This window comes from Mesorhizobium sp. CNPSo 4661 (assembly GCF_057784215.1).
The window spans coordinates 97,833-121,584 of sequence record NZ_JBWGIO010000016.1; the positions used below are offsets into that span (position 1 = coordinate 97,833).

The 23,752-nt window shown below is 63.4% G+C and carries 29 protein-coding genes; 16 read left to right on the forward strand and 13 right to left on the reverse strand.

The annotated features are described in order from the left end of the window. Positions 1–58: 58 nt before the first annotated feature. Positions 59–988 (reverse strand): glutaminase, encoded by a 930-nt coding sequence (locus AC0YKC_RS24040; protein WP_434722545.1) that lies wholly within the window; start codon positions 986–988, stop codon positions 59–61. Positions 989–993: 5 nt separating this feature from the next. Beyond that, complete coding sequence (locus AC0YKC_RS24045; RefSeq protein ID WP_434722544.1) at positions 994–2,142, reverse strand: pyridoxal phosphate-dependent aminotransferase; 1,149 nt, start codon at positions 2,140–2,142, stop codon at positions 994–996. Between the two features lie 183 nt (positions 2,143–2,325). Between AC0YKC_RS24045 and AC0YKC_RS24050 the strand changes: the two genes are divergently transcribed. The 6 genes from AC0YKC_RS24050 (at position 2,326) to aat (ending at position 7,669) form a co-directional block, all read left to right on the forward strand. Next, on the forward strand, positions 2,326–3,738 hold the full coding sequence (locus AC0YKC_RS24050; protein ID WP_320298017.1) for a M48 family metalloprotease: 1,413 nt from the start codon (positions 2,326–2,328) through the stop codon (positions 3,736–3,738). 58 nt (positions 3,739–3,796) lie between these two features. Next, positions 3,797–4,624, forward strand: coding sequence for a DsbA family protein (locus AC0YKC_RS24055; protein ID WP_320298018.1), 828 nt, complete (start codon positions 3,797–3,799; stop codon positions 4,622–4,624). Between the two features lie 132 nt (positions 4,625–4,756). Beyond that, a complete protein-coding gene (aroQ, locus tag AC0YKC_RS24060; RefSeq protein WP_140820230.1) occupies positions 4,757–5,191 on the forward strand; it encodes a type II 3-dehydroquinate dehydratase in 435 nt (144 codons plus the stop codon). A gap of 26 nt (positions 5,192–5,217) precedes the next feature. Further along, a complete protein-coding gene (gene accB, locus AC0YKC_RS24065; protein ID WP_320298020.1) occupies positions 5,218–5,679 on the forward strand; it encodes an acetyl-CoA carboxylase biotin carboxyl carrier protein in 462 nt (153 codons plus the stop codon). Between the two features lie 16 nt (positions 5,680–5,695). Then, positions 5,696–7,039 (forward strand): acetyl-CoA carboxylase biotin carboxylase subunit, encoded by a 1,344-nt coding sequence (gene accC / locus AC0YKC_RS24070; RefSeq protein WP_320298021.1) that lies wholly within the window; start codon positions 5,696–5,698, stop codon positions 7,037–7,039. Positions 7,040–7,051: 12 nt separating this feature from the next. Beyond that, positions 7,052–7,669 carry a leucyl/phenylalanyl-tRNA--protein transferase gene (aat, locus tag AC0YKC_RS24075; protein WP_140829649.1) on the forward strand — a complete coding sequence of 206 codons (618 nt, stop codon included), beginning with the start codon at positions 7,052–7,054 and terminating at the stop codon, positions 7,667–7,669. Here aat and AC0YKC_RS24080 read toward each other — a convergent pair. The 3 genes from AC0YKC_RS24080 to AC0YKC_RS24090 all read right to left on the reverse strand — a co-directional run bounded on the left by AC0YKC_RS24080 (position 7,660) and on the right by AC0YKC_RS24090 (position 9,186). Next, a complete protein-coding gene (locus AC0YKC_RS24080; protein ID WP_320298022.1) occupies positions 7,660–8,049 on the reverse strand; it encodes a hypothetical protein in 390 nt (129 codons plus the stop codon). The two genes, aat and AC0YKC_RS24080, sit on opposite strands and share 10 nt — an antisense overlap. Before the next feature lie 60 nt (positions 8,050–8,109). After that, entirely contained in the window at positions 8,110–8,661 is a 552-nt protein-coding gene (locus AC0YKC_RS24085; RefSeq protein ID WP_488512862.1) for a DUF2155 domain-containing protein, read from the reverse strand. A gap of 126 nt (positions 8,662–8,787) precedes the next feature. Next, positions 8,788–9,186 (reverse strand): NADH:ubiquinone oxidoreductase subunit NDUFA12, encoded by a 399-nt coding sequence (locus tag AC0YKC_RS24090; RefSeq protein ID WP_320298024.1) that lies wholly within the window; start codon positions 9,184–9,186, stop codon positions 8,788–8,790. A gap of 321 nt (positions 9,187–9,507) precedes the next feature. On the opposite strand from AC0YKC_RS24090, the gene panB reads away from it, so the two are divergent. Next, entirely contained in the window at positions 9,508–10,347 is an 840-nt protein-coding gene (gene panB / locus AC0YKC_RS24095; RefSeq protein ID WP_488512863.1) for a 3-methyl-2-oxobutanoate hydroxymethyltransferase, read from the forward strand. Further along, a complete protein-coding gene (gene panC / locus AC0YKC_RS24100) occupies positions 10,344–11,195 on the forward strand; it encodes a pantoate--beta-alanine ligase (RefSeq protein WP_488512864.1) in 852 nt (283 codons plus the stop codon). The genes panB and panC overlap by 4 nt, the downstream gene beginning before the upstream one ends. Positions 11,196–11,222: 27 nt before the next feature. On the opposite strand, the gene AC0YKC_RS24105 is transcribed toward panC, so the two are convergent. The 3 genes from AC0YKC_RS24105 to gatB all read right to left on the reverse strand — a co-directional run bounded on the left by AC0YKC_RS24105 (position 11,223) and on the right by gatB (position 14,041). After that, positions 11,223–11,921, reverse strand: coding sequence for an AIM24 family protein (locus AC0YKC_RS24105; protein ID WP_140646928.1), 699 nt, complete (start codon positions 11,919–11,921; stop codon positions 11,223–11,225). Between the two features lie 127 nt (positions 11,922–12,048). Further along, positions 12,049–12,537: a GNAT family N-acetyltransferase gene (locus AC0YKC_RS24110; RefSeq protein WP_488512865.1), complete on the reverse strand. Its 489-nt coding sequence runs from the start codon at positions 12,535–12,537 to the stop codon at positions 12,049–12,051. A gap of 4 nt (positions 12,538–12,541) precedes the next feature. Beyond that, a complete protein-coding gene (gatB, locus tag AC0YKC_RS24115) occupies positions 12,542–14,041 on the reverse strand; it encodes an Asp-tRNA(Asn)/Glu-tRNA(Gln) amidotransferase subunit GatB (protein ID WP_434722536.1) in 1,500 nt (499 codons plus the stop codon). 284 nt (positions 14,042–14,325) lie between these two features. Here gatB and AC0YKC_RS24120 point away from each other — a divergent pair, with 284 nt between their 5' ends. Then, complete coding sequence (locus AC0YKC_RS24120) at positions 14,326–14,583, forward strand: YjhX family toxin (protein ID WP_127305754.1); 258 nt, start codon at positions 14,326–14,328, stop codon at positions 14,581–14,583. A 179-nt stretch (positions 14,584–14,762) separates the two neighbouring features. On the opposite strand, the gene AC0YKC_RS24125 is transcribed toward AC0YKC_RS24120, so the two are convergent. Beyond that, a complete protein-coding gene (locus tag AC0YKC_RS24125) occupies positions 14,763–15,194 on the reverse strand; it encodes a CBS domain-containing protein (RefSeq protein ID WP_434722534.1) in 432 nt (143 codons plus the stop codon). A gap of 133 nt (positions 15,195–15,327) precedes the next feature. Beyond that, positions 15,328–16,065, reverse strand: coding sequence for a rhomboid family intramembrane serine protease (locus AC0YKC_RS24130; protein ID WP_488512866.1), 738 nt, complete (start codon positions 16,063–16,065; stop codon positions 15,328–15,330). A gap of 425 nt (positions 16,066–16,490) precedes the next feature. Here AC0YKC_RS24130 and AC0YKC_RS24135 point away from each other — a divergent pair, with 425 nt between their 5' ends. From AC0YKC_RS24135 to AC0YKC_RS24150, 4 genes are all read left to right on the forward strand, one after another. Then, complete coding sequence (locus AC0YKC_RS24135; protein ID WP_488512867.1) at positions 16,491–17,129, forward strand: PAS domain-containing protein; 639 nt, start codon at positions 16,491–16,493, stop codon at positions 17,127–17,129. 174 nt (positions 17,130–17,303) lie between these two features. Next, positions 17,304–17,921 carry a PilZ domain-containing protein gene (locus tag AC0YKC_RS24140; RefSeq protein ID WP_320298032.1) on the forward strand — a complete coding sequence of 206 codons (618 nt, stop codon included), beginning with the start codon at positions 17,304–17,306 and terminating at the stop codon, positions 17,919–17,921. A gap of 247 nt (positions 17,922–18,168) precedes the next feature. After that, complete coding sequence (locus tag AC0YKC_RS24145) at positions 18,169–18,774, forward strand: transglutaminase-like cysteine peptidase (RefSeq protein WP_488512868.1); 606 nt, start codon at positions 18,169–18,171, stop codon at positions 18,772–18,774. Between the two features lie 201 nt (positions 18,775–18,975). Next, positions 18,976–19,554 carry an ankyrin repeat domain-containing protein gene (locus tag AC0YKC_RS24150; RefSeq protein WP_488512869.1) on the forward strand — a complete coding sequence of 193 codons (579 nt, stop codon included), beginning with the start codon at positions 18,976–18,978 and terminating at the stop codon, positions 19,552–19,554. 24 nt (positions 19,555–19,578) lie between these two features. Here the strand turns inward: AC0YKC_RS24150 and AC0YKC_RS24155 are convergent, their stop codons facing one another. Then, positions 19,579–20,106 (reverse strand): gamma carbonic anhydrase family protein, encoded by a 528-nt coding sequence (locus tag AC0YKC_RS24155; protein ID WP_488512870.1) that lies wholly within the window; start codon positions 20,104–20,106, stop codon positions 19,579–19,581. A gap of 19 nt (positions 20,107–20,125) precedes the next feature. Next, complete coding sequence (locus AC0YKC_RS24160) at positions 20,126–20,470, reverse strand: DUF6949 family protein (protein WP_320298081.1); 345 nt, start codon at positions 20,468–20,470, stop codon at positions 20,126–20,128. Positions 20,471–20,579: 109 nt separating this feature from the next. Here AC0YKC_RS24160 and AC0YKC_RS24165 point away from each other — a divergent pair, with 109 nt between their 5' ends. The 3 genes from AC0YKC_RS24165 (at position 20,580) to AC0YKC_RS24175 (ending at position 23,393) form a co-directional block, all read left to right on the forward strand. Then, positions 20,580–21,308 carry a hypothetical protein gene (locus AC0YKC_RS24165; protein ID WP_488512871.1) on the forward strand — a complete coding sequence of 243 codons (729 nt, stop codon included), beginning with the start codon at positions 20,580–20,582 and terminating at the stop codon, positions 21,306–21,308. Between the two features lie 127 nt (positions 21,309–21,435). Further along, a complete protein-coding gene (locus AC0YKC_RS24170; RefSeq protein ID WP_320298037.1) occupies positions 21,436–22,689 on the forward strand; it encodes a cytochrome P450 in 1,254 nt (417 codons plus the stop codon). After that, positions 22,686–23,393, forward strand: coding sequence for a transporter substrate-binding domain-containing protein (locus AC0YKC_RS24175; RefSeq protein ID WP_488512872.1), 708 nt, complete (start codon positions 22,686–22,688; stop codon positions 23,391–23,393). Before AC0YKC_RS24170 ends, AC0YKC_RS24175 begins: the two co-directional genes overlap by 4 nt. Before the next feature lie 14 nt (positions 23,394–23,407). Here AC0YKC_RS24175 and AC0YKC_RS24180 read toward each other — a convergent pair whose 3' ends face one another. After that, positions 23,408–23,752 carry a cupin domain-containing protein gene (locus tag AC0YKC_RS24180; RefSeq protein WP_488512873.1) on the reverse strand — a complete coding sequence of 115 codons (345 nt, stop codon included), beginning with the start codon at positions 23,750–23,752 and terminating at the stop codon, positions 23,408–23,410.

A 23,752-nucleotide genomic window follows, 5' to 3' on the forward strand; every position in this document is an offset into this window, starting at 1 on the left:
GCTGTTAAGTTGATCTTTTAAAGGAATCCCGCGCCACTCTCGGCGCGGGATTTTTCATTTACGGCGCGAAGATCGACCAGTTCATCATCCGGGCAAGCTTCTCCAGCGCGATGGAGCCGAGCTTGGAGTTGCCGTTCTCGTTGAGGCCGGGCGACCAGACCGCCAGCGAAGCTACCCCAGGCACGATGCCGAGAATGCCGCCGCCGACACCGCTTTTGCCTGGTATGCCTACGCGGAAGGCGAAATCGCCGGAACCGTCATAGTGGCCGCAGGTCAGCATCAGGGCGCCGATGCGGCGCGCCCGCTCAGTCGACACGACCGAATGTCCGGTCGCCGGGTTCCGGCCGCCATTGGCGAGGAACCGGCCGGCCATGGCGAGCTGGCGGCAGCTCATGGCGATCGCGCAATGGTGGAAATAGACCCCCAGCGCCAGCTCCGGTTCGTGATGGAGATTGCCGAAGGATTTCATGTAGTTGGCCAGGGCGAAGTTGCGGTAGCCGGTGGCCCGCTCGGATGCCGCGACCTCACGATCGATGATGATCGTCTCGTCATCGGCAAGGAACTGGATGAAACGCAGGATCTCGCCGATCGCCTCGCGCGGCTGGTGGCCCGCGAGCAGGACGTCGGAGACGACGATGGCGCCGGCATTGATGAACGGATTGCGCGGAATGCCATTCTCATGCTCGAGCTGGACGATGGAGTTGAACGGGTTGCCGGACGGCTCGCGGCCGACGCGATGCCATAGCGCATCGCCGACCTTGCCCAGCGCCAGCGTGAGCGTGAAGACTTTCGACACGCTCTGGATCGAAAAGGGCTGATCGGCTTCGCCGGCAAGGATGACGCGGCCGTCATTGGTCACGGCGGCGATGCCGAATTTCTTCGGATCGACCTTGCCGAGCTGCGGGATGTAGGTGGCCACCGCGCCGCGATCGGTGCGCTCAGCCATCTCGGCGGCCACTTCGGCCAGTGCTTGCTCGAGTTCCGGCATGGCTTCTATTTCAACCAGCGTTCAATGCGCCCCAGCGCCTCGACCATGTCGTCATGGCTGCCGGCATAGGAAAAGCGCATGGTGCGATGGCCCTGCAGCGGGTCGAAATCACGGCCGGGCGTCGCCGCGACATGCGCCTCGGCCAGCATTTTGCGCGCGAAAGCCATGCTGTCATTGGTGTGGCGGGTGACATCGCAGAAGGCATAGAAGGCGCCATCCATCGGCGCGGCGAGCGCGAAGCCGAGTTCCGGCAGGCGCTTCATCAGGAGGTCACGGTTCCAGGCATAGCGCGCCTTCACCTTTTCCAGCTCCTGCGTCGCCTTGAACGCCTCGATCGCCGCGATCTGCGACAGTTCCGGCGGCGAGATATAGAGGCTCTGGGCGACACGCTCGACCGGCCGCACCAGCTCTTCCGGCAGCACCATCCAGCCGATGCGCCAGCCGGTCATGCAATAGTATTTCGAGAAGGAATTGACCACGGTCACGCCGGCGCCATGCGTCAGCGCGGTGACATCGGGCGCAGCGTAGGCCAGCCGGTGATAGATTTCGTCGGAGATCACGGCGATGCCAAGTTCCTCGGCCGTCTCCACCAGCGTCGCGAGTTCCTCCGCCGGGATCACCGCGCCGGTCGGATTGGCGGGGCTGGCAAACAGCACCCCCTTCAGCGGCTTCTCGCGATGCGTGGCCTTGAGATGCTCGGCATGCAGATAGGCATCCGCGCCGAGCTCGATCTCGACGATCTCGATGCCGAGCGCGGCCATGATGTTGCGGTAGGCCGGATAGCCGGGTGCGGCGATGGCGACACGGTCGCCCGGGTCGAACATCGCCAGGAAAGCGAGATTGAAGGCGGCCGATGAGCCGGTCGTGACGGCAATGCGCGACGGCGCGACGTCGATCCCGTAATGCTCGCCATAATGCGCCGCGATCGCCTTGCGCAGATCGGCGAGACCCAAGGCGTCGGTGTAGCCGATGCGGCCATGCCTGAGCGCCGCGGCCGCCGCCTCGCGGACGCCGACCGGCGCGGGATCCGACGGCTGGCCGACGGCCATCGACACCACAGGCACGCCGGTGGCCTTCAGCCGGTTGGCTTCGGCCAGGATGTCCATGGCGTGGAACGGCTCGACTTCCCCTCGGCGCGAAAGCGAAACGACCATTTGACCTCTTCCAACTGCCCTGCGACGAAATCCGAGGGGAAACCGTCGCGGATTTGCCCGTGAACCGCCCCGGTTCGAGGACGGCGCCGCACAAATGCCCGATTGATGTGGGGATCACAAGCGCGCAGGAAGTTACCGGCGCCGACTTTTCATCTTTCGCCCGCTCGTCTACCAGTGGACCTTATGTTGAGCCGACCCCGACCATCGATTGGCGAATCGACCTCCCTCAGCCGAACCGCGCGCGGCTTCGCGACCCTTATGCTGGCCGCCGCGGTTGCGGTCTCGAGCTCGGTCAGCGCCTTCGCGCAAGGCGTGCCGGTGGTGCGCGATGCCGAGATCGAGGCGCTGGTGCGCGACTATGCCCGGCCGATCTTCAAGGCCGCGGGGCTCGCCAATGACGGCATCGACATCGTTCTGGTCAACGACCAGAGTTTCAACGCCTTCGTCACCGGGCGGCGACTGTTCATCAACACCGGCGCGCTGGTGACTGCCGAAACGCCGAACGAGATCATCGGCGTCATCGCGCACGAGGCCGGCCATATTGCCGGCGGCCACCAGCAGAAATTGCGCGACCAGCTCGACCGCGCCAAGACCATGGCCATCATCGCCACCCTGCTTGGCGCCGGCGCCATGGTTGCCGGCGCCACCACCAACAGCCGTGGCCTTGCCGGCGCCGGCATGGGCGTCGCCGCGGGCGGCGGCGAGATGGCGCAGCGCTCGATCCTTGCCTATCAGCGCACCGAAGAGATCACCGCCGACCGTTCGGCGATCACCTATCTCAACGCCACCGGCCAGTCCGGCATGGGCATGCTGAAGACCTTCGGCCGCTTCCAGAGCGCGCTCTCGCTCGCCGGCACCCAGGTCGACCCCTACCGGATCAGCCATCCGATGCCGCAGGAGCGCATCGCCAACCTGGAAGTGCTCGTCAAGCAGAGCCCGTTCGTCAACGTTGTCGACCCGCCTGCCTTGCAGCAGCGGCACGACATGATGCGCATCAAGATCGCCGCCTATATGCAGGGCCAGGCGGCCGTCGCGCGGCTGATGCGCAAGAACCCGGCCAGCCTCGCCTCGCGCTATGGCGATGCGCAGCAGACCTATCTATTCGGCAATCCCGGCGCGGCGCTCACCAAGACGGCGGCGCTGATCAAGGAACAACCGAAGAACCCCTATTTCCAGGAATTGCGCGGCGATATCCTGATGAAGGCCAACAAACCGAAGGACGCGGCGGACGCCTATGCCAAGGCGGTCAGCCTCGATCCGGCGCGCTCCGGATTGCTGTTGGTCTCGCTCGGCCAGGCGCTAATGGCGGTGGGAACGCCCGATTCGATCCAGAAGGCGGTGACCCAGCTCAACAATGGGGTCGCGCGGGAAAGGGAGAATGCCGACGCTTACCGCTTTCTGGCGCAGGCTTATGGCGAACTCGGCGACATTCCGGCCGCCGATCTTGCCACCGCCGAGGGCCACTATTATGCGGGCGACTACAAAAACGCTAAGATCTTCGCCATGCGCGCTCAACAGAAATTGAAGCGCGGCGAACCCCGCTGGGTCCGCGCGCAGGATATTGTAAACTACACGCCATCGAACAAACTCAAATGAACCTCCCGGGCGTTGGCGGCGACCAAGGCGGACCGGAATGGGCAAAAGGAACGACGATATGAACAAGGCAATCCTGCTTGGCAGTGCTGGCGGTCTGGCGGTGGCGCTCGGCATGCTGGCCTTCGGCTTCGTGGCGGGAAACCCGCAAGCCGCGAGGGCCGACACCGTGCAAGTCGCCCAGGTTACGTCCTCCACCGACACCAAGGCCGCTGCCGACACCAAGATCGATCGCAAGGAGGTCGAAGGCATCATCCGCGATTATCTCTTGAAGAACCCGGAAGTTCTGCTCGAGGTGCAGGACGCGCTCGAGGCCAAGCAGAAGGAAGAGCAGCGGCTCGCGGCGCTCGGCGTGATCAAGAACTCCAAGGACGAGATCTTCAACTCCACCTTCGACGGCGTCGTCGGCAACCCGAAGGGCAAGGTCACGATCGTCGAGTTCTACGATTACAATTGCGGCTTCTGCAAACGCGCCATCGAGGACATGAAGGCATTGACCAAGTCCGACTCGGATCTGCGCTTCGTGCTTAAGGAGTTCCCGATCCTCAGCCCGGATTCGCAGAAGGCCAGCGTCGTCTCCATGGCGTTCCACCTGATGCATCCGGAGAAATACGGCGAGTTCCACACCGCGCTGCTCGGCGGCCAGGGCCGCGCCACCGAAGCGACCGCCATCAAGGTGGCGCTTTCGCTCGGCGCCGACGAGGCGACGCTGCGCGAGAAGATGAAGGACCCGCGCATCGCCGAAACGCTTTCGCGCACCTATGACCTTGCGACGAAACTGTCGATCACCGGCACGCCGTCCTATGTGGTTGGTAACGAGGTGATCTTCGGAGCGCTCGGCCAGCAGGTTCTGGCGGAAAAGATCGAAGAGGCCAAGAGCGCGCTGTAAGCGCGTGCGCGTGCAGAAGCCGGCCGTTGTGGACAGCGAAAGAACGCACTTGCGCTCTTTTCGCGGGCGGTTATGCCCATTATAGAGGCCCAGTGCGCCGGCTTGGGGTCGGCGCAGAACAAGGTCGGCATATTGAAAACGATTTTCGTCCTCAACGGTCCCAACCTCAATGCGCTCGGCAAGCGCGAGCCGGGGATTTATGGCGGCAAGACACTTGCGGCCATCGCAGAGGACTGCAAGGCGGCCGGCGCCGCGCTCGGGCTCGAGATCGATTTTCGCCAATCCAATCATGAGGGCGACCTGGTCGACTGGATCCAGGAAGCCGGCGAGAAGGCGGCAGGCATCGTCATCAATCCGGGCGCCTACAGCCACACGTCGATCGCCATTCACGACGCCATCCGCGCCGCAGCACCGCTGCCGGTCGCGGAAGTCCATCTTTCCAACATCCACGCGCGGGAGCCCTTCCGCCACGTCTCCATGGTCGCGCCGGTCGCTGTCGGCATGATCTGCGGGTTCGGGCCCCTCGGCTACACGCTCGCGCTGCAGGCACTGGCTGCTCGCCTGTGACCGGCCCCCAAACAGAAGGCTCGAAAATGTCGATAAAAAAGACCGGTGTTGACCAGCAGCTGATCCGCGATCTGGCGGGCATTCTGAACGACACCAACTTGACCGAGATCGAGGTCGAACTCGGCGACCTCAAGGTGCGCGTCTCGCGCCAGGCGCAGGCCGTGCATGCCGTCGCCGCGCCGCATAGCGCGGTTGCTCCTGTTGCCGCGGTGGCGGCTCAGCCCGCAACTGCAGCCGTTGCCGCCGACGTGTCCAAGAACGCGGTGCCCTCGCCGATGGTCGGCACCGCCTATCTGGCGCCCTCGCCCGACGCCAAGGCGTTCATCGAAGTCGGCCAGAAGGTCAAGGAAGGCCAGACGCTGCTCATCATCGAAGCGATGAAGACGATGAACCAGATACCCTCGCCGCGCGCCGGCACGGTGACGGCGATTCTCATCGAGGATGCCCAGCCGGTCGAATACGGCATGCCGCTGGTGGTTCTTGAGTAGGGCCGGGAACAGCCAGATGTTCCAGAAGATCCTCATCGCCAATCGCGGCGAAATCGCTCTGAGGGTGCTGCGCGCCTGCAAGGAGCTCGGCATCCAGACGGTGGTGGTCCACTCGACCGCGGATTCCGACGCCATGCATGTCCGGCTTGCCGACGAGAGCGTCTGCATCGGCCCGCCGCCCTCGCGCGAAAGCTATCTCAACATCCACCAGATCGTCGCCGCCTGCGAGATCACCGGCGCCGACGCCGTGCATCCTGGCTACGGCTTCCTGTCGGAGAATGCCAAGTTCGCCGACATTCTGGCCGCCCACAACATCACCTTCATCGGCCCCTCGGGTGACCATATCCGCATCATGGGCGACAAGATCGAGGCCAAGCGCACGGCAAAGCGGCTCGGCATTCCGGTCGTGCCGGGATCCGACGGCGCGATCAGCGACGACAAGGAAGCCAGGCGCGTCGCCGCCGAGATCGGCTATCCGGTGATCATTAAGGCTTCCGCCGGCGGCGGCGGCCGCGGCATGAAGGTGGCGCATACCGAAGCGGACCTCGAAGTCGCCCTGCAGACGGCCAAGTCGGAAGCGGGCGCGGCGTTCGGCGACGACGCCGTCTATATCGAGAAATATCTGGAGAAGCCGCGCCATATCGAGGTGCAGGTGTTCGGCGACGGCGCCGGCCGCGGCGTGCATTTCGGCGAGCGCGACTGCTCGCTGCAGCGGCGGCACCAAAAGGTCTGGGAGGAAGCCAATTCCCCCGCGCTCAATGCCGAGGAGCGTTCGCGCATCGGCGGCATCTGCGCCAAGGCCATCGCCGATCTCGGCTATTCGGGCGCCGGCACGATCGAGTTCCTCTACGAGAATGGCGAGTTCTATTTCATCGAGATGAACACGCGTCTTCAGGTCGAGCATCCGGTGACCGAAGCGATCACCGGCATCGACCTCGTGCACGAACAGATCCGCGTCGCCTCGGGCGGCGGACTGTCGGTCAGGCAAGAGGACATCAAGTTCAACGGCCATGCCATCGAGTGCCGCATCAACGCCGAAGATCCGCGCACCTTCACGCCCTCGCCCGGCACGATCACTCATTTCCACACGCCCGGCGGCCTCGGCATCCGTGTCGATTCCGGCGTCTATTCCGGCTACAAGATCCCGCCCTATTACGACAGCCTGATCGGCAAGCTCATCGTGCACGGCCGCAACCGAGTCGAATGCATGATGCGGCTGCGCCGCGCGCTCGACGAATTCGTCGTCGACGGCATCAAGACGACGCTGCCGCTGTTCCGCGACCTTGTCGGCAATCCCGACATCGCCAATGGCGACTACGACATCCACTGGCTGGAAAAATACCTGGCCAAGGGTGAATAGCACGGGGATGCGATGACTCGCCCCTACGCGCCAGGCTATCGCATTCCGACCGACCTGCTGCTCAGGGCCTACGCCTCTGGCGTGTTCCCAATGGCCGAGAGCGCCAACGACCCGGAAGTGTTCTGGGTGCGGCCGGAAACGCGCGGCATCATTCCGCTGGACGGGTTCCACACACCGCGCAGCCTGAAGAAGACGATCCGCAAGCATCCGTTCGAGATACGCTACGACTTCGATTTCGAGGCGACAATCGACGGCTGCGCCGAAAAGCGCGAGGAGCGCCGCTCGACCTGGATCAACGCGCCGATCCGCGAAGCCTATGTCGACCTCTATCGCCTTGGCCACTGCCATTCGGTCGAGGCGTGGCGCGAGGAACGGCTGGTCGGTGGCCTCTACGGCGTCTCGCTCGGACGTGTGTTCTTCGGCGAAAGCATGTTCGCCAGGGAGACCGACGCGTCGAAGACTTGTCTCTACCATCTCGTCGAGCGGCTGAAGGCGCGCGGCTTCGCGCTGCTCGACACGCAATTCACCACCGAGCATTTGAAGCGCTTCGGCGCCGTCGACGTGCCGCGCGGCCAGTATGAGAAGCTGCTCGCCGAAGCGCTGAAGGGCGAGGCCGTCTTTTATCCTTGAGCTTGCTCTGCCGCCTCGATCGGCGTTTGCGAATGGAACATCATCTTCCATCCGTCGGCGCGATGGACATAACCGGTGCTGACGAGCGCCGCATAGGGCTCGCCGTTTTCCCGCGTCGCGTGCGCTTCGTAAGTGAGCATGACGATATCGCTGCCCGGCTCGACCATGCCCTTCAGCTTGATGTCGAGGTCGCGCCATTTGTTGGGCTTGGCGGCGGTCTTTGCCAGATCGGCGTTGGTCATCGCCTGCGCCATTCGCGGGAACGCCACCAGGCACTCCACGTCGGCATTGGCTTCATAATAGGCGGAATCACCTGACCAAAAGCCCTTCTCGATATCGAGAAGCTCCTGCTTGTTGGCCGTAATCGGTTTGGCGGTCATCGCGGAATCCTCCTTGCCTTCGCCGATTTGGAACGGCTCAAGGGCGGGCAGGTTCCGATATCAGTTGGTGGTGGAGGGCTCTTCGTCAGCCGGCTCGGGCGCGGCGTCGGCCGGCTGCGCCGCAGCCTTAGGCTTGGCGGCCTGGTCCTTCGGCTTGGCCGTGTCGGCCTTGGCCGCAGTCGGCGGCGGCACGTCCGACTTCTGCTTGCAACCCTTGAGCCACACGTCATACACGGCGTGCTCAACGGCGTTGAGGCCGGGGCTTTCGGCAAACATCCAGCCGGTGAAGATGCGGCGGATCTTGCGGTCAAGCGTGATCTCGTCGACCTCGACGAAGGAATCGGTCTTCGGCTGCTCCGTATCCGGCCGCGAATAACAGACGCGAGGCGTCACCTGCAAAGCGCCGAACTGCACGGTTTCGTCGATATAGACGTCGAAGGCGATGATGCGACCGGTGATCTTGTCAATGCCGGCGAACTCGGCCACCGCATTGGTGACGCGGTCAGAGGCCGCGGGCGCCGCGGCCGGCGCCGCGGCGAAGACCGTTGTCGCGGTAACCAGAATGGACGTCGCCGCGATCAGCGCCTTTGATATGTGGCCGAAAGAGCTCATGCAAAATACCGGTGGTTGTGCCCGGGTGATTCTTCAATGCCCAAGGCTAATCGACGCTGCGCTATCAGCAAGCAGCTAAACGCCAATTGTGGCGACAAAGGACCGAAGCGGCGTCGTGGACGCGGATTACGATCCGGGCGTCCAGGCGTCGTAGTCGCCGGTCACCTGCGGGCGATGCTGGTTGGTCAGGATGGAACCCTGCGGACGATAGGCGCCGGGCGTTCCGGTCAGGTTCGGCCGATGCTGCTTCTGCCACTCGCGAGCCTTGTAGCTCTCGCTCGAAGGCGCGGTGTCGACGCGATGGTGGATCCAGCCATGCCAGCCCGGCGGGATCTTCGAGGCTTCCGAATAGTCGCGATAGATGACCCAACGGCGGGTGCGGCCTTCCGAATCGACGCCGCCCTCATAGTAGACGTTGCCGGCTTCGTCCTCGCCGACCTTTTTGCCGAAGCGCCAGGTGTGGAAGCGGGTGCCGAGCGTCTGGCTGTTCCACCAGGTGAAAAACTGCAGCAGGAAAGTTTTCATCCAGATCCTCGCGGCGGCAGCGGCTGCGCCTTTTCCCCCTGCTTATGGCGTCACGCCACCGCGAAGGCAAGGGTTTTGCCATGCCCCGAACGTAAATGCTTCGTGCGTTATCTTGATGCATGTCGTCGCCCCAGAATCGCTCCACACTTCTGGGCGACATGCATTAAATCGATGCAGTTGCGTCGCCGGCGGCAACGCGGCTTGCCAAGCGTAACCTGTCTTTCTAAAGCTCGGCCCGCCCGTTTCGGGCGCGCCCCAGAGCATGGTGTCGTCCGAAAACCGCTACACACTTTTCGGCATCATGCTCTAGGGAGGTGACGATTGACCCGGGATCCGTCGGCCGATAGCCGGATCAGCGCCGAAGACATTCGCCGCCGCAAGGGCGGCGTGCCGATCGTCTGCCTTACCGCCTATACCTATCCCGTCGCCTGCCTGCTCGATCCACATGTCGATCTGCTGCTGGTCGGCGACAGCGTCGCCATGGTCCTGCATGGCCACGCCACGACGCTCGGCGCCTCGCTGGAGATGATGATCGCGCACGGCCAGGCCGTGATGCGCGGCTCGGTCAAGGCGTGCGTCGTCGTCGACATGCCGGCGGGCAGCTATGAGGCCTCGCCGGAGCTAGCCGTGGCGTCGGCAAGGCGGATCGTGAAGGAAACAGGCTGCCAGGCCGTGAAGCTCGAAGGCGGCGTCGACATGGCCTCCCGGATCGCTGCGATCGTCGCAGAGGGAATACCGGTCATGGGCCATATCGGCCTGCAACCGCAGTCGGTGGAGAAGGACGGCGGCTACAAGATCAAGGGCCGGACGCAGGATAACATCGCCGCGCTGCTCAGCGATGCCGAAGCGGTGGAAGAAGCAGGCGCCTTCTCGGTCGTCATCGAGGGCACGATGGAGACCGTGGCCGCGAAGCTCACCCGTCATATTTCCATACCGACCATCGGCATCGGCGCCAGTGCCGACTGCGACGGCCAGATCCTGGTGATCGACGACATGGTCGGCATGACCGTCGACCGCGTGCCGAAATTCGTCAAGGAATACGCCAACTTGCGCAGCGCGATAGCGGATGCGGCGGCGCGCTACGCAGCCGAGGTGCGCAGCCGCGCCTTCCCTGGCCCCGACCACGTCTTCAAGACGGCCTCCGGCAAGGACAAGACATGAACGCGCCAATCGTCGTCGACAGCGTCACCGCCCTTCGGGCGCAAGTCCGGGACTGGCGGCGGGCAGGCCTCAAGGTGGCCATGGTGCCGACCATGGGCGCGCTGCATGACGGCCATGTCTCGCTGGTCCGGATCGCGCTCGAACGGGCCGAACGCTGTGTCGTCTCGATCTTCGTCAATCCGACGCAGTTCGCGCCGACGGAAGATCTCGACAAATATCCGCGCCAGCTGGCGCGCGATCTTGACCGGTTGCGGGACGCTGGCGCGCATCTCGCCTTCACACCAGGCGTGGGCGAAATGTACCCCTCCGGTTTCGCCACGAAAATCTCTGTCGGCGGCCCCTCCCGCGGCCTGGAGACCGACTTCAGGCCGAATTTCTTCGACGGCGTCGCGACCGTGGTGGCCAAGCTCTTCCTGCAGGCGGCGCCCGATTGCGCCGTGTTCGGCGAGAAGGATTACCAGCAGCTTTGCGTCGTCAGGCAGCTCTGCCGCGATCTCGACCTGCCCGTCGAGATCGTCGGCGCGCCGACGGTGCGCGACGCCCACGGCCTCGCCATGTCGTCACGCAACGCCTATCTAGGCGAGGCCGAGCTCGACATCGCGCGCAAGCTCAACGTGATCCTGCGCCGTACGGCGGCGGCGCTTTCGACCGGCACGGATGAAGCCGACGCCACCACCGCCGCCGCGAAGGCCCTGGTCTCCGCCGGCTTCCAAAAGGTCGACTACGTCGCCGCCCGCGCGAGTGTCACGCTCGAACCCTGGCGGCGAGGCCATGACGGCCGCATGCTCGCGGCAGCCTGGCTCGGCACGACGCGACTGATCGACAATGTGGAGATCGCTTCCGCCTGATCGGCCAAGTTCGTTTGATCGAGCCGCCTACTCTTCCGACGGCATATGCAGATACATCGACTGGATGCCGACGCGGCCCGGCCCGGTGAAGCGATTGACGACGAAATTCATGGCTGCGCCGAAGAAGCCGCTGGAAAGGCGGTCTATCCTCGTATCCATCTTCACCGAAGCGTCCTTGAACAGCCAGCCGCCGGGCTCGATGTCGATGGTTTCGCCGGGCGCCAGCACCTTTTCGAAGACATTGCCGTAGCCGTGCAGCCAGACGATGCCGTCGCCGGTCTCGCCACGGAAGCGATCGATGAAGAAGCCGCTCTGGCCGAACAGCATCGTTCCCAGCCCGCGCACGCGCTCGAAAGTGTAGTCGACGCTGGCGGTCGCGGCCAGAAACTGATGTTCGCGCACCTGGATCTCCTCGCCGCGCCGGAGATGGATCGGCACGATATGGCCCGGCCCGTCGCGGCTGAAGGCGATGACGCCCGGCCCGGACGCCTCGGTGACGAAGATCTGCATGCCGGCGATCATTCGCTTCAGCGCGCCCTTCAGCGACTTCAGGCCGATGGTGATGGTGGTGTTCTTCCAGAGCAGGATGTGGTGTTCGAAATAGACCGGCATGTTGGTCACATCGACCGACAGCACCGGCACCAGTTCGCCCGCGACGTGATAGGTCACGCCGCCAAAAGTCTCATCCGACACCTCGGTCGGCATCAATTCCGGCAAGCTCGGCATGGCAATCCCCCATTGCGGGCGACGCCTCTGCGTTGTGGAGGGTGCGACCGCGACGAGCAGCCTTGATCGCGCGGATCGCCGCGATCAAATCAAAACCGCGCGATGACCAGGCATGCTCGCAGCCGATCTAGCCGAGCCGCTTCTCCAGGATGAGCGCGGGCCACCCCGAACCGCCGCCGCAATCCGCGGTCCTGCCTGCATGCCTGAACCCGTTCGCCTCGTAGAAGGCGATGGCCACGGCGTTCGCTTCCTCGACCTCGAGGCGCAGCGTGCGCATCTCCGGGAAGCTCGCCTCGACCTCATCGAGCAGCAACCGGCCAATCCCCTGCCCCTGGCAGGCCGGATGCACGTAGAGCTGGTTCAGAAGCACGATCTTCGGGTCGGTGGTGGCGGCGGCGAAAGCCATGCCACCGAGCCGCTTGCCATCGTCGGCGACCAGGAACTCGGAATTCGGCCGCATAAGCCGCGCCTTGAGCGAGGCGATCGAATGCCAGTCATCGGTGATCGCCGCAACCCGTTCGGCGCCGTAGATGGCGTCGTAGGTCGCGTGCCACGTCTCGACCAGCAGCGCACGCACCGCAACAAGGTCGCGCTCGCTGGCGGTGCGGACGAACATCGGCCTATTCGATGCCGAGCTTGGCCTTGACGAGATCGTTGACCGCCTGCGGGTTGGCCTTGCCGCCGGTCGCCTTCATCACCTGGCCGACGAACCAGCCGGCCATGGTCGGCTTGGCGCGCGCCTGCTCGGCCTTGTCCGGGTTGGCGGCGATCACCTCGTCGACCGCCTTCTCGATGGCGCCGGTGTCGGTGACCTGCTTCATGCCGCGACTCTCGACGAGCTGGCGCGGGTCGCCGCCCTCGTTCCAGACGATCTCGAACAGGTCCTTGGCGATCTTGCCGGAGATCGTGCCTTCCTTGATCAGATCGAGAACGGCGCCGAGCTGCTCGGGCGAAACCGGAGCATTTTCAATGTCCTTGCCAGCTTTGTTCAGCTGACCCAGGAGATCGTTGATGACCCAGTTGGCGGCGAGCTTGCCGTCGCGGCCCGCAGCCACCTTCTCGAAATAGTCCGCGATCGGCTTTTCCGAAACCAGGACCGAGGCGTCGTAGGCCGAGAGGCCGAGCACATCGACCAGCCGAGCCTTCTTGTCGTCGGGCAGCTCCGGCAGGCTTGTGGCGAGCGCATCGACATAGGCCTGGTCGAACTCCAGCGGCAAAAGGTCGGGATCCGGGAAATAGCGATAGTCATGCGCCTCTTCCTTGGAACGCATCGAACGCGTCTCACCTTTGACAGCGTCGAACAGGCGCGTCTCCTGATCGATCTTGCCGCCGTCCTCCAGAATGGCGATCTGGCGGCGCGCCTCATATTCAATGGCCTGGCCGATGAAGCGGATCGAGTTCATGTTCTTGATCTCGCAACGCGTGCCGAAGGCACCGCCCGGACGGCGCACCGAGACGTTGACGTCGGCGCGCAGCGAGCCTTCGTCCATATTGCCGTCGCAGGTGCCGAGATAGCGCATGATCGAGCGCAGCTTGGTGACATAGGCCTTGGCTTCGTCGGCCGAACGGATATCGGGCTTGGAGACGATCTCCATCAGCGCCACGCCGGAGCGGTTGAGATCGACATAGGACATGGTCGGGTGCTGGTCGTGCATCGACTTGCCGGCATCCTGTTCCAGATGCAGGCGCTCGATGCCGACCTCGATATCCTCGAACTCGCCCTGGCGATCAGGGCCGACCGAGACGATCACCTTGCCCTCGCCGACGATCGGCTGCTTGAACTGCGAGATCTGGTAGCCCTGCGGCAAGTCCGGATAGAAATAGTTCTTCCGGTCGAAGACCGACTTGTGGTTGATCGCGGCCTTCAGGCCCAGCCCGGTGCGGATCGCCTGCTTGACGCATTCCTCGTTGATGACCGGCAGCATGCCGGGCATCGCCGCGTCGACCAGGCTGACATTGGCATTGGGCGCCGCGCCGAACGACGTCGACGCGCCGGAAAAGAGCTTGGCTTCCGAGATCACTTGCGCATGCACTTCGAGCCCGATGATGATTTCCCAGTCGCCGGTGGCGCCGGGGATCAGACGTTTCGCGTCGGGGGTGCGGGTGTCGATGATGCTCATGGAGGCCTGCGTATCTTAGAATTCGCGAATATGCGCAAACGGATAATTTGACGAGCAACTTCGCTAGTGCAAACCGCCCGGCGAGACAAGCGCAAAGCCGTCCGCTGGCCTTTTCCTGCGCTTTCGCCTAAGAAGCGTCCACCCCAATGGAGAGTGGATGTCCACTTACGCTCAGTCCCGGTGAAGCCCTGACCTCTTAAGCGAGGCAGGGCAGCAAAACCTGAAACCCCGTGCCGCGATGTCTCGCGGCGGCGGCTTTTGTTGTTTTTCCCGGGAATTCTTCAATGGACATATCGCGCAACGAACAGCGCATCCTGCACCTGCTCGCGCAGGGCGGGCGTATCGAAATCGAAAAGAACGAGAGTAGGAAGATCGCCTCGGTCCAATGCCTGACCCGCGACGGCTGGCGTTATCCGGGCTTCGACCTGGAGCTCTTTCGAAAATTGAGGCGCAAGAAAGCGGTTTCCTCGACGGATGGCGGCCCTTACCGCATCACACGACGCGGGCTCCAACTCGTCCGCGCCGAGCTCGACAACCGATAGAACGCGTTGCACCGCCGCCGGCTGGAAACAGCCGGCGGTTTCCTCGCCCTGCCTGCTAGTGCGTTTCACCGTTTCATGGAAACGGCGAAACGCCTTATCTCTTTGTTTTTACGCAATTCCAGACGGAAGGTTACGGCGAAGCTGCCGAACTTAACCGCTCACAGTTTTCCTGGAATTGCTCAGGCCGTCGCGATGTAAGCCTTCATCTCTTCGGCTTCGCGCTCGACATCCTCAATGCGGCGCTTGACCACGTCGCCGATGGAGACGATGCCGTCGAGCTGGCCGCCCTTTTCCACCGGCAGATGGCGGAAGCGGCCACGCGTCATGATCTCCATGACCTCGTTGACCGTATGGTTTTCGTTGCAGATCTTGACCTTCGGCGTCATCGCCGAGCGCACGGCGATGTCGAGCGCGGCAGCGCCTTCCCTGGCCACCACCCTGACGATATCGCGCTCCGACAGAATGCCGACGATCTTGCGATCGCCATTGGTGATGACGAGCGCGCCGATCCTGTGCTCGGCCAGCATGCGAATGGCCTCGCTGAGTTTTTCATTGGGCCCGAGCGTGAACACGTCATGGCCTTTGCTTTCAAGAATTGCCTTAACCGTCATGGCGTCCTCCACTGCCTTTGACGCCGGCTCCCCGCCCTGACCGGCTTTTGAGCCCCGGCGCCCTCAGAAAGACGCCGGGTGCTTGGCGAACATCGTGCGCCGTGATTGGCTGCATTTCAAGTGCGCCTAAGGACTAGGCGGCAGCCTGCGGACGGTCGAAAAAACGCAGTCCGAAAAAGCCGGCGACGAAGCCGCCGATATGGGCTTCCCACGCGATCTGACCATCGATGCCCGGCGCGAAGCCAAGCAGGCCCGTGGCAAGATTGATCACCATCCAAACGCCGAGAAAGGTCATGACGCCGCGCGAGCGCAGCACGGATGCGATCGGTAACGGCTCACCTGCGAAGGCCGCACTGCCCGACGAGCGGTCGACGCGGAAGCCATAGCGCGCGGCCGCGCCCATCATGCCGGAGATCGCGCCCGAGGCACCGACGAGCGGCGCCTCGCCATAGGGATGCAGCGCCCAGAACAGAGCGACCGCGGCCAGCCCGGTCACGGCATAGAACACCGCGAAACGCAGCGCGCCGAGACGATTGGCGAGCGGCGAGCCGAAGGCTGCAAGCCAGATCATGTTGATGGCGATATGGGCAAAGCCCCCGTGCATGAACGCATAGGTGAACGGACGCGTGAACAGGAACCAGTCGAAGCCGTACTGGCCCGTGTACAGCACCGGAATGAAGGCACCGTCATAGAGCAGCGTCATTTGCTGCGTTTCGTTCAGCACATATTGCTGCAGCAGATACACGGCCGCGCATATGCCGATCACGGCGAGCACCACCGGCGGCAGGTTGAACACGGGTTCGCGGCGCCGCGGCTCGGGGGCCTCGTCCGGCGTCGGTTCGGTTTCAGTGGGGCTTACAGGCTCGCTCATGCGCCTTTGCGGGTCTGGGGCTTAGGGTTTTCGGCGAGCATGTAGATCACGCTCTTTCGAATCACAAACGGCTAATCGCCACAGCCCAGATCGGAAAAGGAGCGAATCAGAACGGGGGCGAATCAAAAAGAAGGCCGTCCAGGATTTCCCTGAACGGCCGGTCGAGTCCCCTGCTCCCCATAAACTCGTGACTGAAGTGCTGCCGATCGCTGCAGGAACGACCGTTTTGGAGTGGTTTTGGTGTGCCATAGGCCTCGGCGGCGCGCAATGTAAACCACTTGTTAACCTTAACGATCCCGAGGCGTGAACAAACGTTAACGATACTGGCACGCATCCTGCTCCGCACCGCATGAAGGTCATCGGAGGGCGCCCTGTCTGTTCGCCGATGGGACATCAAAAGACAGATTGTGCGGAGCGGAATGGACATGAAAGAAAAAGGATCAATCGCGCTGTTCCAATATTGGAACCGGTTGCGTGATGGTCGCCTCGCCCCAAAACGATCGGAGGTGGAGCCGGCCGACATCAAGTCGCTTTTGGCCGACACCTTCATCCTGGAGCGCGACACGCGCGGCGAGGCGGTGTTCCGGCTCGCGGGCACGCGGCTCTGCGCCTTCTATGGCCGAGAGCTCAAGGGATTCTCCTTCCCTTCGCTTTGGCGCGAGAAGGATCAGCGGCTTGTATCGCGGCTCATGCAGGGCGTTTTCAATCAGAAATCGGTTCTGCTCATGACCTATGAGGGGTTCAGCCGCAACGGCCGTTCCCACAAATTCGAGCTCCTGGCGCTGCCGTTGGACGGGGGTGCCGAAAACCCGCGCTGCCTCGGCATCATCAGCACTGCCGACAAGCCGTTCTGGCTTGGCGCCGATCCGCTCGCCGATGCGCTCATCGATACGATCCGGGTGATAGATCCCGACAAGGAGCCGATGTTCCTGAAGAACCGTCCGGCGATCGACGTCCCCTCGCTCGTTCCGGCGGAATTCGATCCTCCGGAGACCATTTCGGCGCTCGGCCGCGTGCGCCGCATCCGCCATCTCGTCGTCCTAGACGGCGGACGTCACGAGTGAGCCTGGCCGCGCGGGATTTTCCCCTCGCTCGCGGTTGATTTTTCTGCGTCGCGCAAGCCTCCAGGCCCAGGCTTTTGCGGCCGATTTTTCCCGTTTGTTAACCTGCTTTGCTGTAGTTTTTCGGGCGAAATTCCTCGCATCGTCGCGTGGAATGCCAACAGGGTGTAGCCAGTCATGAGGTCAGCGGCGGTAGAATATGCGCCGTCACGAGCTGAGCGGCGCAACTTTCAGCGTGTCCGCGTCAAGATTTACGGGCGCTTCATGCTGGAAGACCGTACCGAGCATCCATGCCAGGTGATCGACATGTCGCCCGGCAACGTCGCGTTGCGCACCGACCGTATCGGCATGCCGGGCGAGAAGGTGATCGCCTATATCGACCATATCGGCCGTGTCGAAGGCATCGTGACGCGCACCTCACAGGACGGTTTCGCCATGACCGTCATCGCCTCGGATCGCAAGAAGGACAAGCTTGCCGCGCAGCTCACCTGGCTTGCCAACAAGCATGAGCTCGACCTGCCCGAGGACCGCCGCCACGAGCGCGTGGCACCGCGTAATCCGATGAGCGTCCTGCAGCTTACCGACGGGCGCCAGTATCAGTGCCGCATCATCGACCTGTCGCTCTCCGGCGCGGCGATCGAGATCGACGTCAAGCCGGCCATCGGCGTCCAAGTCACGCTCGGCACGATGCGCGGCCAGGTGGTGCGCCATTTCGAGGACGGCGTCGCCATCGAGTTCGCGGTCATCCAGCGGCCGGAAACGCTCGATCAGGAATTCAACGCGCCGCGCTCTTGACGCGACCGTACTGCAAGCGCGAAGCGAACCGGCCGTTAACGGCCGGTTTTTTGTTGCCCGCCTTTGGCACCGCCTGGCGCGTCACCAGGATCTCGTGCGAACCGGGTAAAACCTGAACAATCCAAGATCGAGATAGTTCAAATTTTATGTTTATTCTACTGAGGTTTTACTCAATATCTACTTCGGGTTTTTGCGTCAAATAAATCCCAACGTGGCACAGTCTCCTTCGAACGGGGAGACTACAACAATGAAAATGACGAGGGGCAAGCTGTTGCTCTTGGCAATGGCGATGCAGCTTTCCGCGTGGGGCACGGCAAGCGCAGGACCGGCTTTCATGCATACGGATGGCCGCACCACCCAGCCGGTCGGCCACTACGATTTCTGCCAGCGCATTCCGGTCGAATGCAACCAACGGACGCCGAAGGGTCCGCCGGTCGAGCTGACGCGCAAGCTGTGGGCGACGATCGTCAACGTCAACAATTCGGTCAACGTCCGGGTCAAGCCGCGCACCGATATGGAGATCTACGGTGTCGAGGAATACTGGGCCTATCCCGACAACGGCTATGGCGACTGCGAGGACTACGCGCTGGAGAAGCGCCGCGAGTTGATGGCCGTCGGCGTGCCGGCCGGCAATCTTTTGATGACGGTGGTGCGCCAGCCGAATGGCGACGGCCATGCGGTGCTCACGGTGCGCACCAGCCTCGGCGAATTCATTCTCGACAATCTCGAGCCGAAAGTGCTCGCCTGGAACGACACGGTCTACACCTACCTCAAGCGTCAATCGACGGAGAATTCGGGCGTTTGGGAGACGATCAACGACGGCCGCGAGGACGCCGTCGCCAGCGTCCGCTAGAGCGCCAAAGCTATCGGGTACGTCGCCGTGACGCGGCGACATACCCAAGGAGAAAGCCCGGTCGAGTCCCCACCCTCCCCGTCCCCAACGACCGGGTTTTAGGAGCCGGCCCCTGTCCCCGGGGCCGGCTCCGCTATTTTGGGCCGCGCCTGTCGACGCGGCGCCGGTGCGCCCTTTTCGAGCGAGGCGGATGGGAGCAGAATGCCTCGTTCATTGCGGATCAAGGCGATGCTGGAACTCCCTGAGGATTGCGGCGCCAGACATCGGCTGTTCATGGCTATAGACGGCGCCTTCAAGGCGGGCGACTTCGAGGGGCTTGGCAAAGCGCTTGGCGGCTCGACACGCTGGTTCGACGAGCGGATGCCGTTCGAGCTCGGCCTTGGTCATCCGCTGGAATATGCCATCTACTGGAGCCCGGCCACGTTCATCACCGCCTTGCTCGATGCCGGCTCGAACCCGAATTATGAAGATCCTGCCGGGTTTCCTTCGATCATCGCGGCGCTGTCGACGGAGCGGCCGGACAGGCTGGACGTCATCCATATCCTGCTTGGGCATGGCGCAGACCCGGATATGCGCGGCGTGAACGACTGGACGCCCCTGCACCATGCGGTGTCCCGGCGTGATGCCGGGGCGATCCATCTGCTGCTGCTCGCGGGCGCGGACCCTTTGCTGAGGACTCGCATCGACGACTACGAAACAGCGCTGGAAGGCGCGGAAGGGGCTGGTTTCGAGGCCGGCGCTTTTCTGCTGCGCGAAGCGATGAACAGTCGCCCCGGATGAGGTCGCGCGGAGTTGCTGCCGCCGTCACACTGGCTTCAGCTTGGCCTTGAAGCGTTTTGCGTTGGCCACGTAATGCGCGGCCGAGACGCGCAGCCTCTCGATCGCCGCTTCGTCCAGCGTCCTTATCACCTTGGCGGGCGAACCGACGATCAGCGAATTGTCCGGGAAAACCTTGTTTTCGGTCACCAGGGCGCCGGCGCCGACCAGCGAGTTGTTGCCGATCCTGGCGCCGTTGAGCACGATGGCGCCCATGCCGATGAGGCTGTTGTCGCCGACAGTGCAGCCATGCAGCAGCGCCCTGTGGCCGATCGTGCAGCCTTCGCCGATGGTCAGCGGAAAGCCGGGATCGGTGTGCATGATCGTATGTTCCTGCACATTGGTGTCGGCGCCGATCGCAATGAGCTCGCCATCGCCGCGAATAACGACGCCGAACCAGAAGCCGACATTGCGGCCAATCGTGATGTTGCCGATCAGCGTCGCGTCCGGTGCGATCCAGTTCGTACCGGCGTCCTCGAACTCAGGCGCCTTCTCATCGATCGCATAGACCGGCATTTTTCGTCTCCGATTCGTCTCAACCAGCGAATTCGAAAGACCCTAGGTTGGCCGTCGCCCAGGATGCAATGGCGATGAGCACGACGCCGAGCGCCAGCGCCCAGGCGATGGCCGTGCAACCGCAGGACAACAGCGCCATCGTGCCGATGCGGCCTTCGCGGCGGGCGGCCAAAGCCTCGTTGGTGAGCATGAACGGCCCGGCGCAAGCCGTTGCCGCCAGCGAACGCAGGATATGAACAGGCGAAACATAGGGTTCGGCAAAGGCCAGGCGCCGGCCCGACAGCAGTTCCATGACAGATCCGGACAGCCCGCAGGCCGTGAGACCAACCGCAAAAGCGTAAAGAACAAGCACAACGGGACCCATGTTTACCAACCATTTACCATGAAAACGCACAGTCGTGCCAACGCGCTGCAAGAGCCGTGCCGCGTAGGCTGTGCCGCCGAAGGACAGGCAGGCGGATCGGGAAAGAGCAATGAGACAGGCAAATGTCGCCGAGAGCCCGGACTTCGCGGTCGTCGATTCGACCTTGATGAGGCGGGTCTTCTACGTCTTCGCGGCGCTGGCGCTGCTTTCGGTGGCCATCAGCGTCGGCGGCAAATGGCTTGGACGGTCGATCGCCATGGCTGGCTATACGGATGACGCGACGGTGCGTCAGGTCGTCATGGGCAACAATCTGATCAGCGTGCCGGCAAACTTCATCCGCTTCGACCAGGCGAGGCGCGACGGCATCGCCTCGCGGCTCGACCTCTATCTGCGCTATCCCGAAATGGACGGCTACAGCACGGCCGCGCGCGACGACTTCAACCACACGACGACCAGGAAGATCATTTTCCTGTCATTCGAGCCGCGGATGATGTCGCGCGACATGAGCGGCCGCTTCGCGCCGATCTACAGCGCGCTGATCGAAAAGCCGGGCACGCCCGGCCCAGGCGGCACGACGGTTTACGCCTTTACGGAAAAATCAGGCTATCTCAACGAGGTGCTGGCCGTCGCCGAACGCCCCGGCAAGGACCCGTTCGTCGCCCGCTGCCTCAGCGGTCCGAGCGCGGAGGAATCGCTGGCGCCCTGCGAGCGCGACATCCAGGTCGGTGACGACCTCAGCCTGACCTATCGTTTTCCGCGCGAGTTGCTGGCGGATTGGCCGGCGCTCGACGCGGCGATCGCCACCAAGGTCGCAGGCATCCTGAAGACAGGGCATTAACGGTTGGGTCGTCCGCGTGATGGTGTGTCGAACCCGCGCAAGGCTGCGGCCTGGCTCAACGCTTCTGAGTTGCGGGCGCCAAGACATGGTCTAGCATCGGCCTGACAAGGCGCGGTAATGATCCAGCATGATGCCAGCCTATCTCGCCTTCGACCAGACCAGCCGCCACCTGCGTCTCGACCCGCATGAGCCGGCCTTCGTCCAGAGCCCCTATGAGGCCTATGCCTTCCTGCATGACGCTGCCAACGCGTTCTTCTGGGAAGACTACGGCTTCTGGTGTTTCGGCGGCTTCGATGACGTCAACCGCCTGCTGCGCGACCGCCGTTTCGGTCGCCAGAATCCGGCCGGGATTCCCGACAGCCGCGGCGTTGGTGACGACCGTTCGCATCTTGCGGCCTTCGACGCGATCGAGGCCAATTCCATGCTGGAGCTCGAGCCGCCGGTGCATACGCGGCTCAGAACGCTGGTCAACCGCGCCTTCGTCTCGCGCCAGGTCGAGCGGCTCAGGCCGCGCATCGAGGTGCTGGCCAACGAATTGATCGACCGCTTCGAGCCAAACGGCGTCGACCTTCTGCCCGCTTACGCCTCGCCCTTGCCGATCACGATCATCGCCGAAATGCTCGGCGTTCCGGTCGAGATGGGGCCGCAACTGCTCGACTGGTCGCATCGGATGGTCGCCATGTATATGCATGGCCGCACGCGCGAGACCGAGGACACGGCCAACCGCGCCGCGCGAGATTTCGAGGCTTTCCTACGCGGCTACGTGGCCGAGCGGCGCAAGAAGCCGGGCGACGACCTGCTTTCGCTGCTGATCGAGGCACAGGACAACGGCCAGAAGCTTTCCGAGGACGAGCTGGTTTCCTCGGCCATCCTGCTTCTCAATGCCGGCCATGAAGCGACCGTGCACCAGACCGGCAATGCGGTGCGCTCGATCCTGGCGCAAGGCGGCGATCCGCGCCGCTTCTTTGCGACACCCGAGGCCAATGTCGCGGCGGTCGAAGAATGCCTGCGCTTCGACGCGCCGCTGCATATGTTCCTGCGCTATGCCTATGAGGAGATCGAAGTTTCGCCGGGTATCCTGGTCAAGCCCGGCGAGATGGTCGCGCTCCTGCTCGGCATGGCCAATCACGACCCGTTGGCCTTTGCCGAGCCCGAAACCTTCAATCCGGCCCGCGCGGACCAGAAGAATGTCTCCTTCGGCGCCGGCATCCATTTCTGCATCGGCGCACCGCTGGCCAGGCTGGAGCTGCAGGTGTCGCTGAAGACGCTGTTCGACAGACTGCCGGATCTGCGCCTGGCAGAAGCGCCGCGTTTCCGCGACACCTATCATTTCCATGGGCTGGAGAGACTGAGGGTTGCTCTTCGAGAAACCACGAAATGAGATACGCGTTCCTGCAGGAACCTCCCTTCTGCTTCACCGATGCTTCCGGCAGGGTCGATGGCTGCGATACAAAGCTCGCCTCGAAAATTTGCCAGATGCTCGACCTGGGGGACTTCTCGCCGATCGAGGCGGAGTTCGCCGAACTGCTGCCCGGAGTGGCCGACGGTCGCTGGGACATGACGACAGGTCTGTTCGTCTCGGACGAGCGCAAAAGGCTCGTGGACTTTACACGGCCGATTTGGTCGTTGCCTGACGGACTGATGGTCGCCAAGGACAATCCGTTAGGGCTGAAGGGCTACCGCTCCCTCGCCCGGCACCCTTCAGCGATACTTGCCGTAATAGCGGATCAGATCCAGCATCAAACCGCTTTGCAGAACGGCGTTCCGCCCGATCGGGTCAGGATATTCGCAACGCAGGCGCAGGCAGCGGAGGCCGTGGCAAAGGGCGCGGTGCAGGCTTATGCCAGCGTCGCCATGGCGCATCGCGGCTACATCGCCCGGCGACCCGATGCGCGGCTCGACGTAGTCGACGTTCCGGCATCCGAGAAACTGCCCGCCGCCGGTGCGTTCGCGTTGGCCAGAAGCAGTGGTGCGCTGCGCCAGCGGATCGATCGATGCCTGAGCGATCTACTCGGCGGTCCCTGGCACCGGAAGATGATGAGCGAATATGGTTTTTCCGACGACGATGTCGACCGACTGCTGTGAGCCGGCCGAAGCCGTCAAAGCCGGATCACATATTCCTTGCGCGTCGTCTCCAGCACCTCCCACGTGCCCTTGAAGCCCGGCCTCAGCAAGAAACTGTCGCCGGCGCGCACGGTGCGAGCCTCGCCGCCGTCCTCGGCGATCACCGAGACGCCGGACAGGATGTGGCAGAATTCCCATTCGTCATAGACGATGCGCCACTTGCCCGGCGTCGCTTCCCAGATGCCGGCATAGAGGCCGCCGTCGCGCTCCTCGACATTCCAGGTGCGGAATTTCGGATCGCCCGACAGCACGCGATCCGGGGCCGGCGCGCCGGCCTCCGGTTCGACGCTGTCGACATTGACCGCAAGGAAGGCCGACAT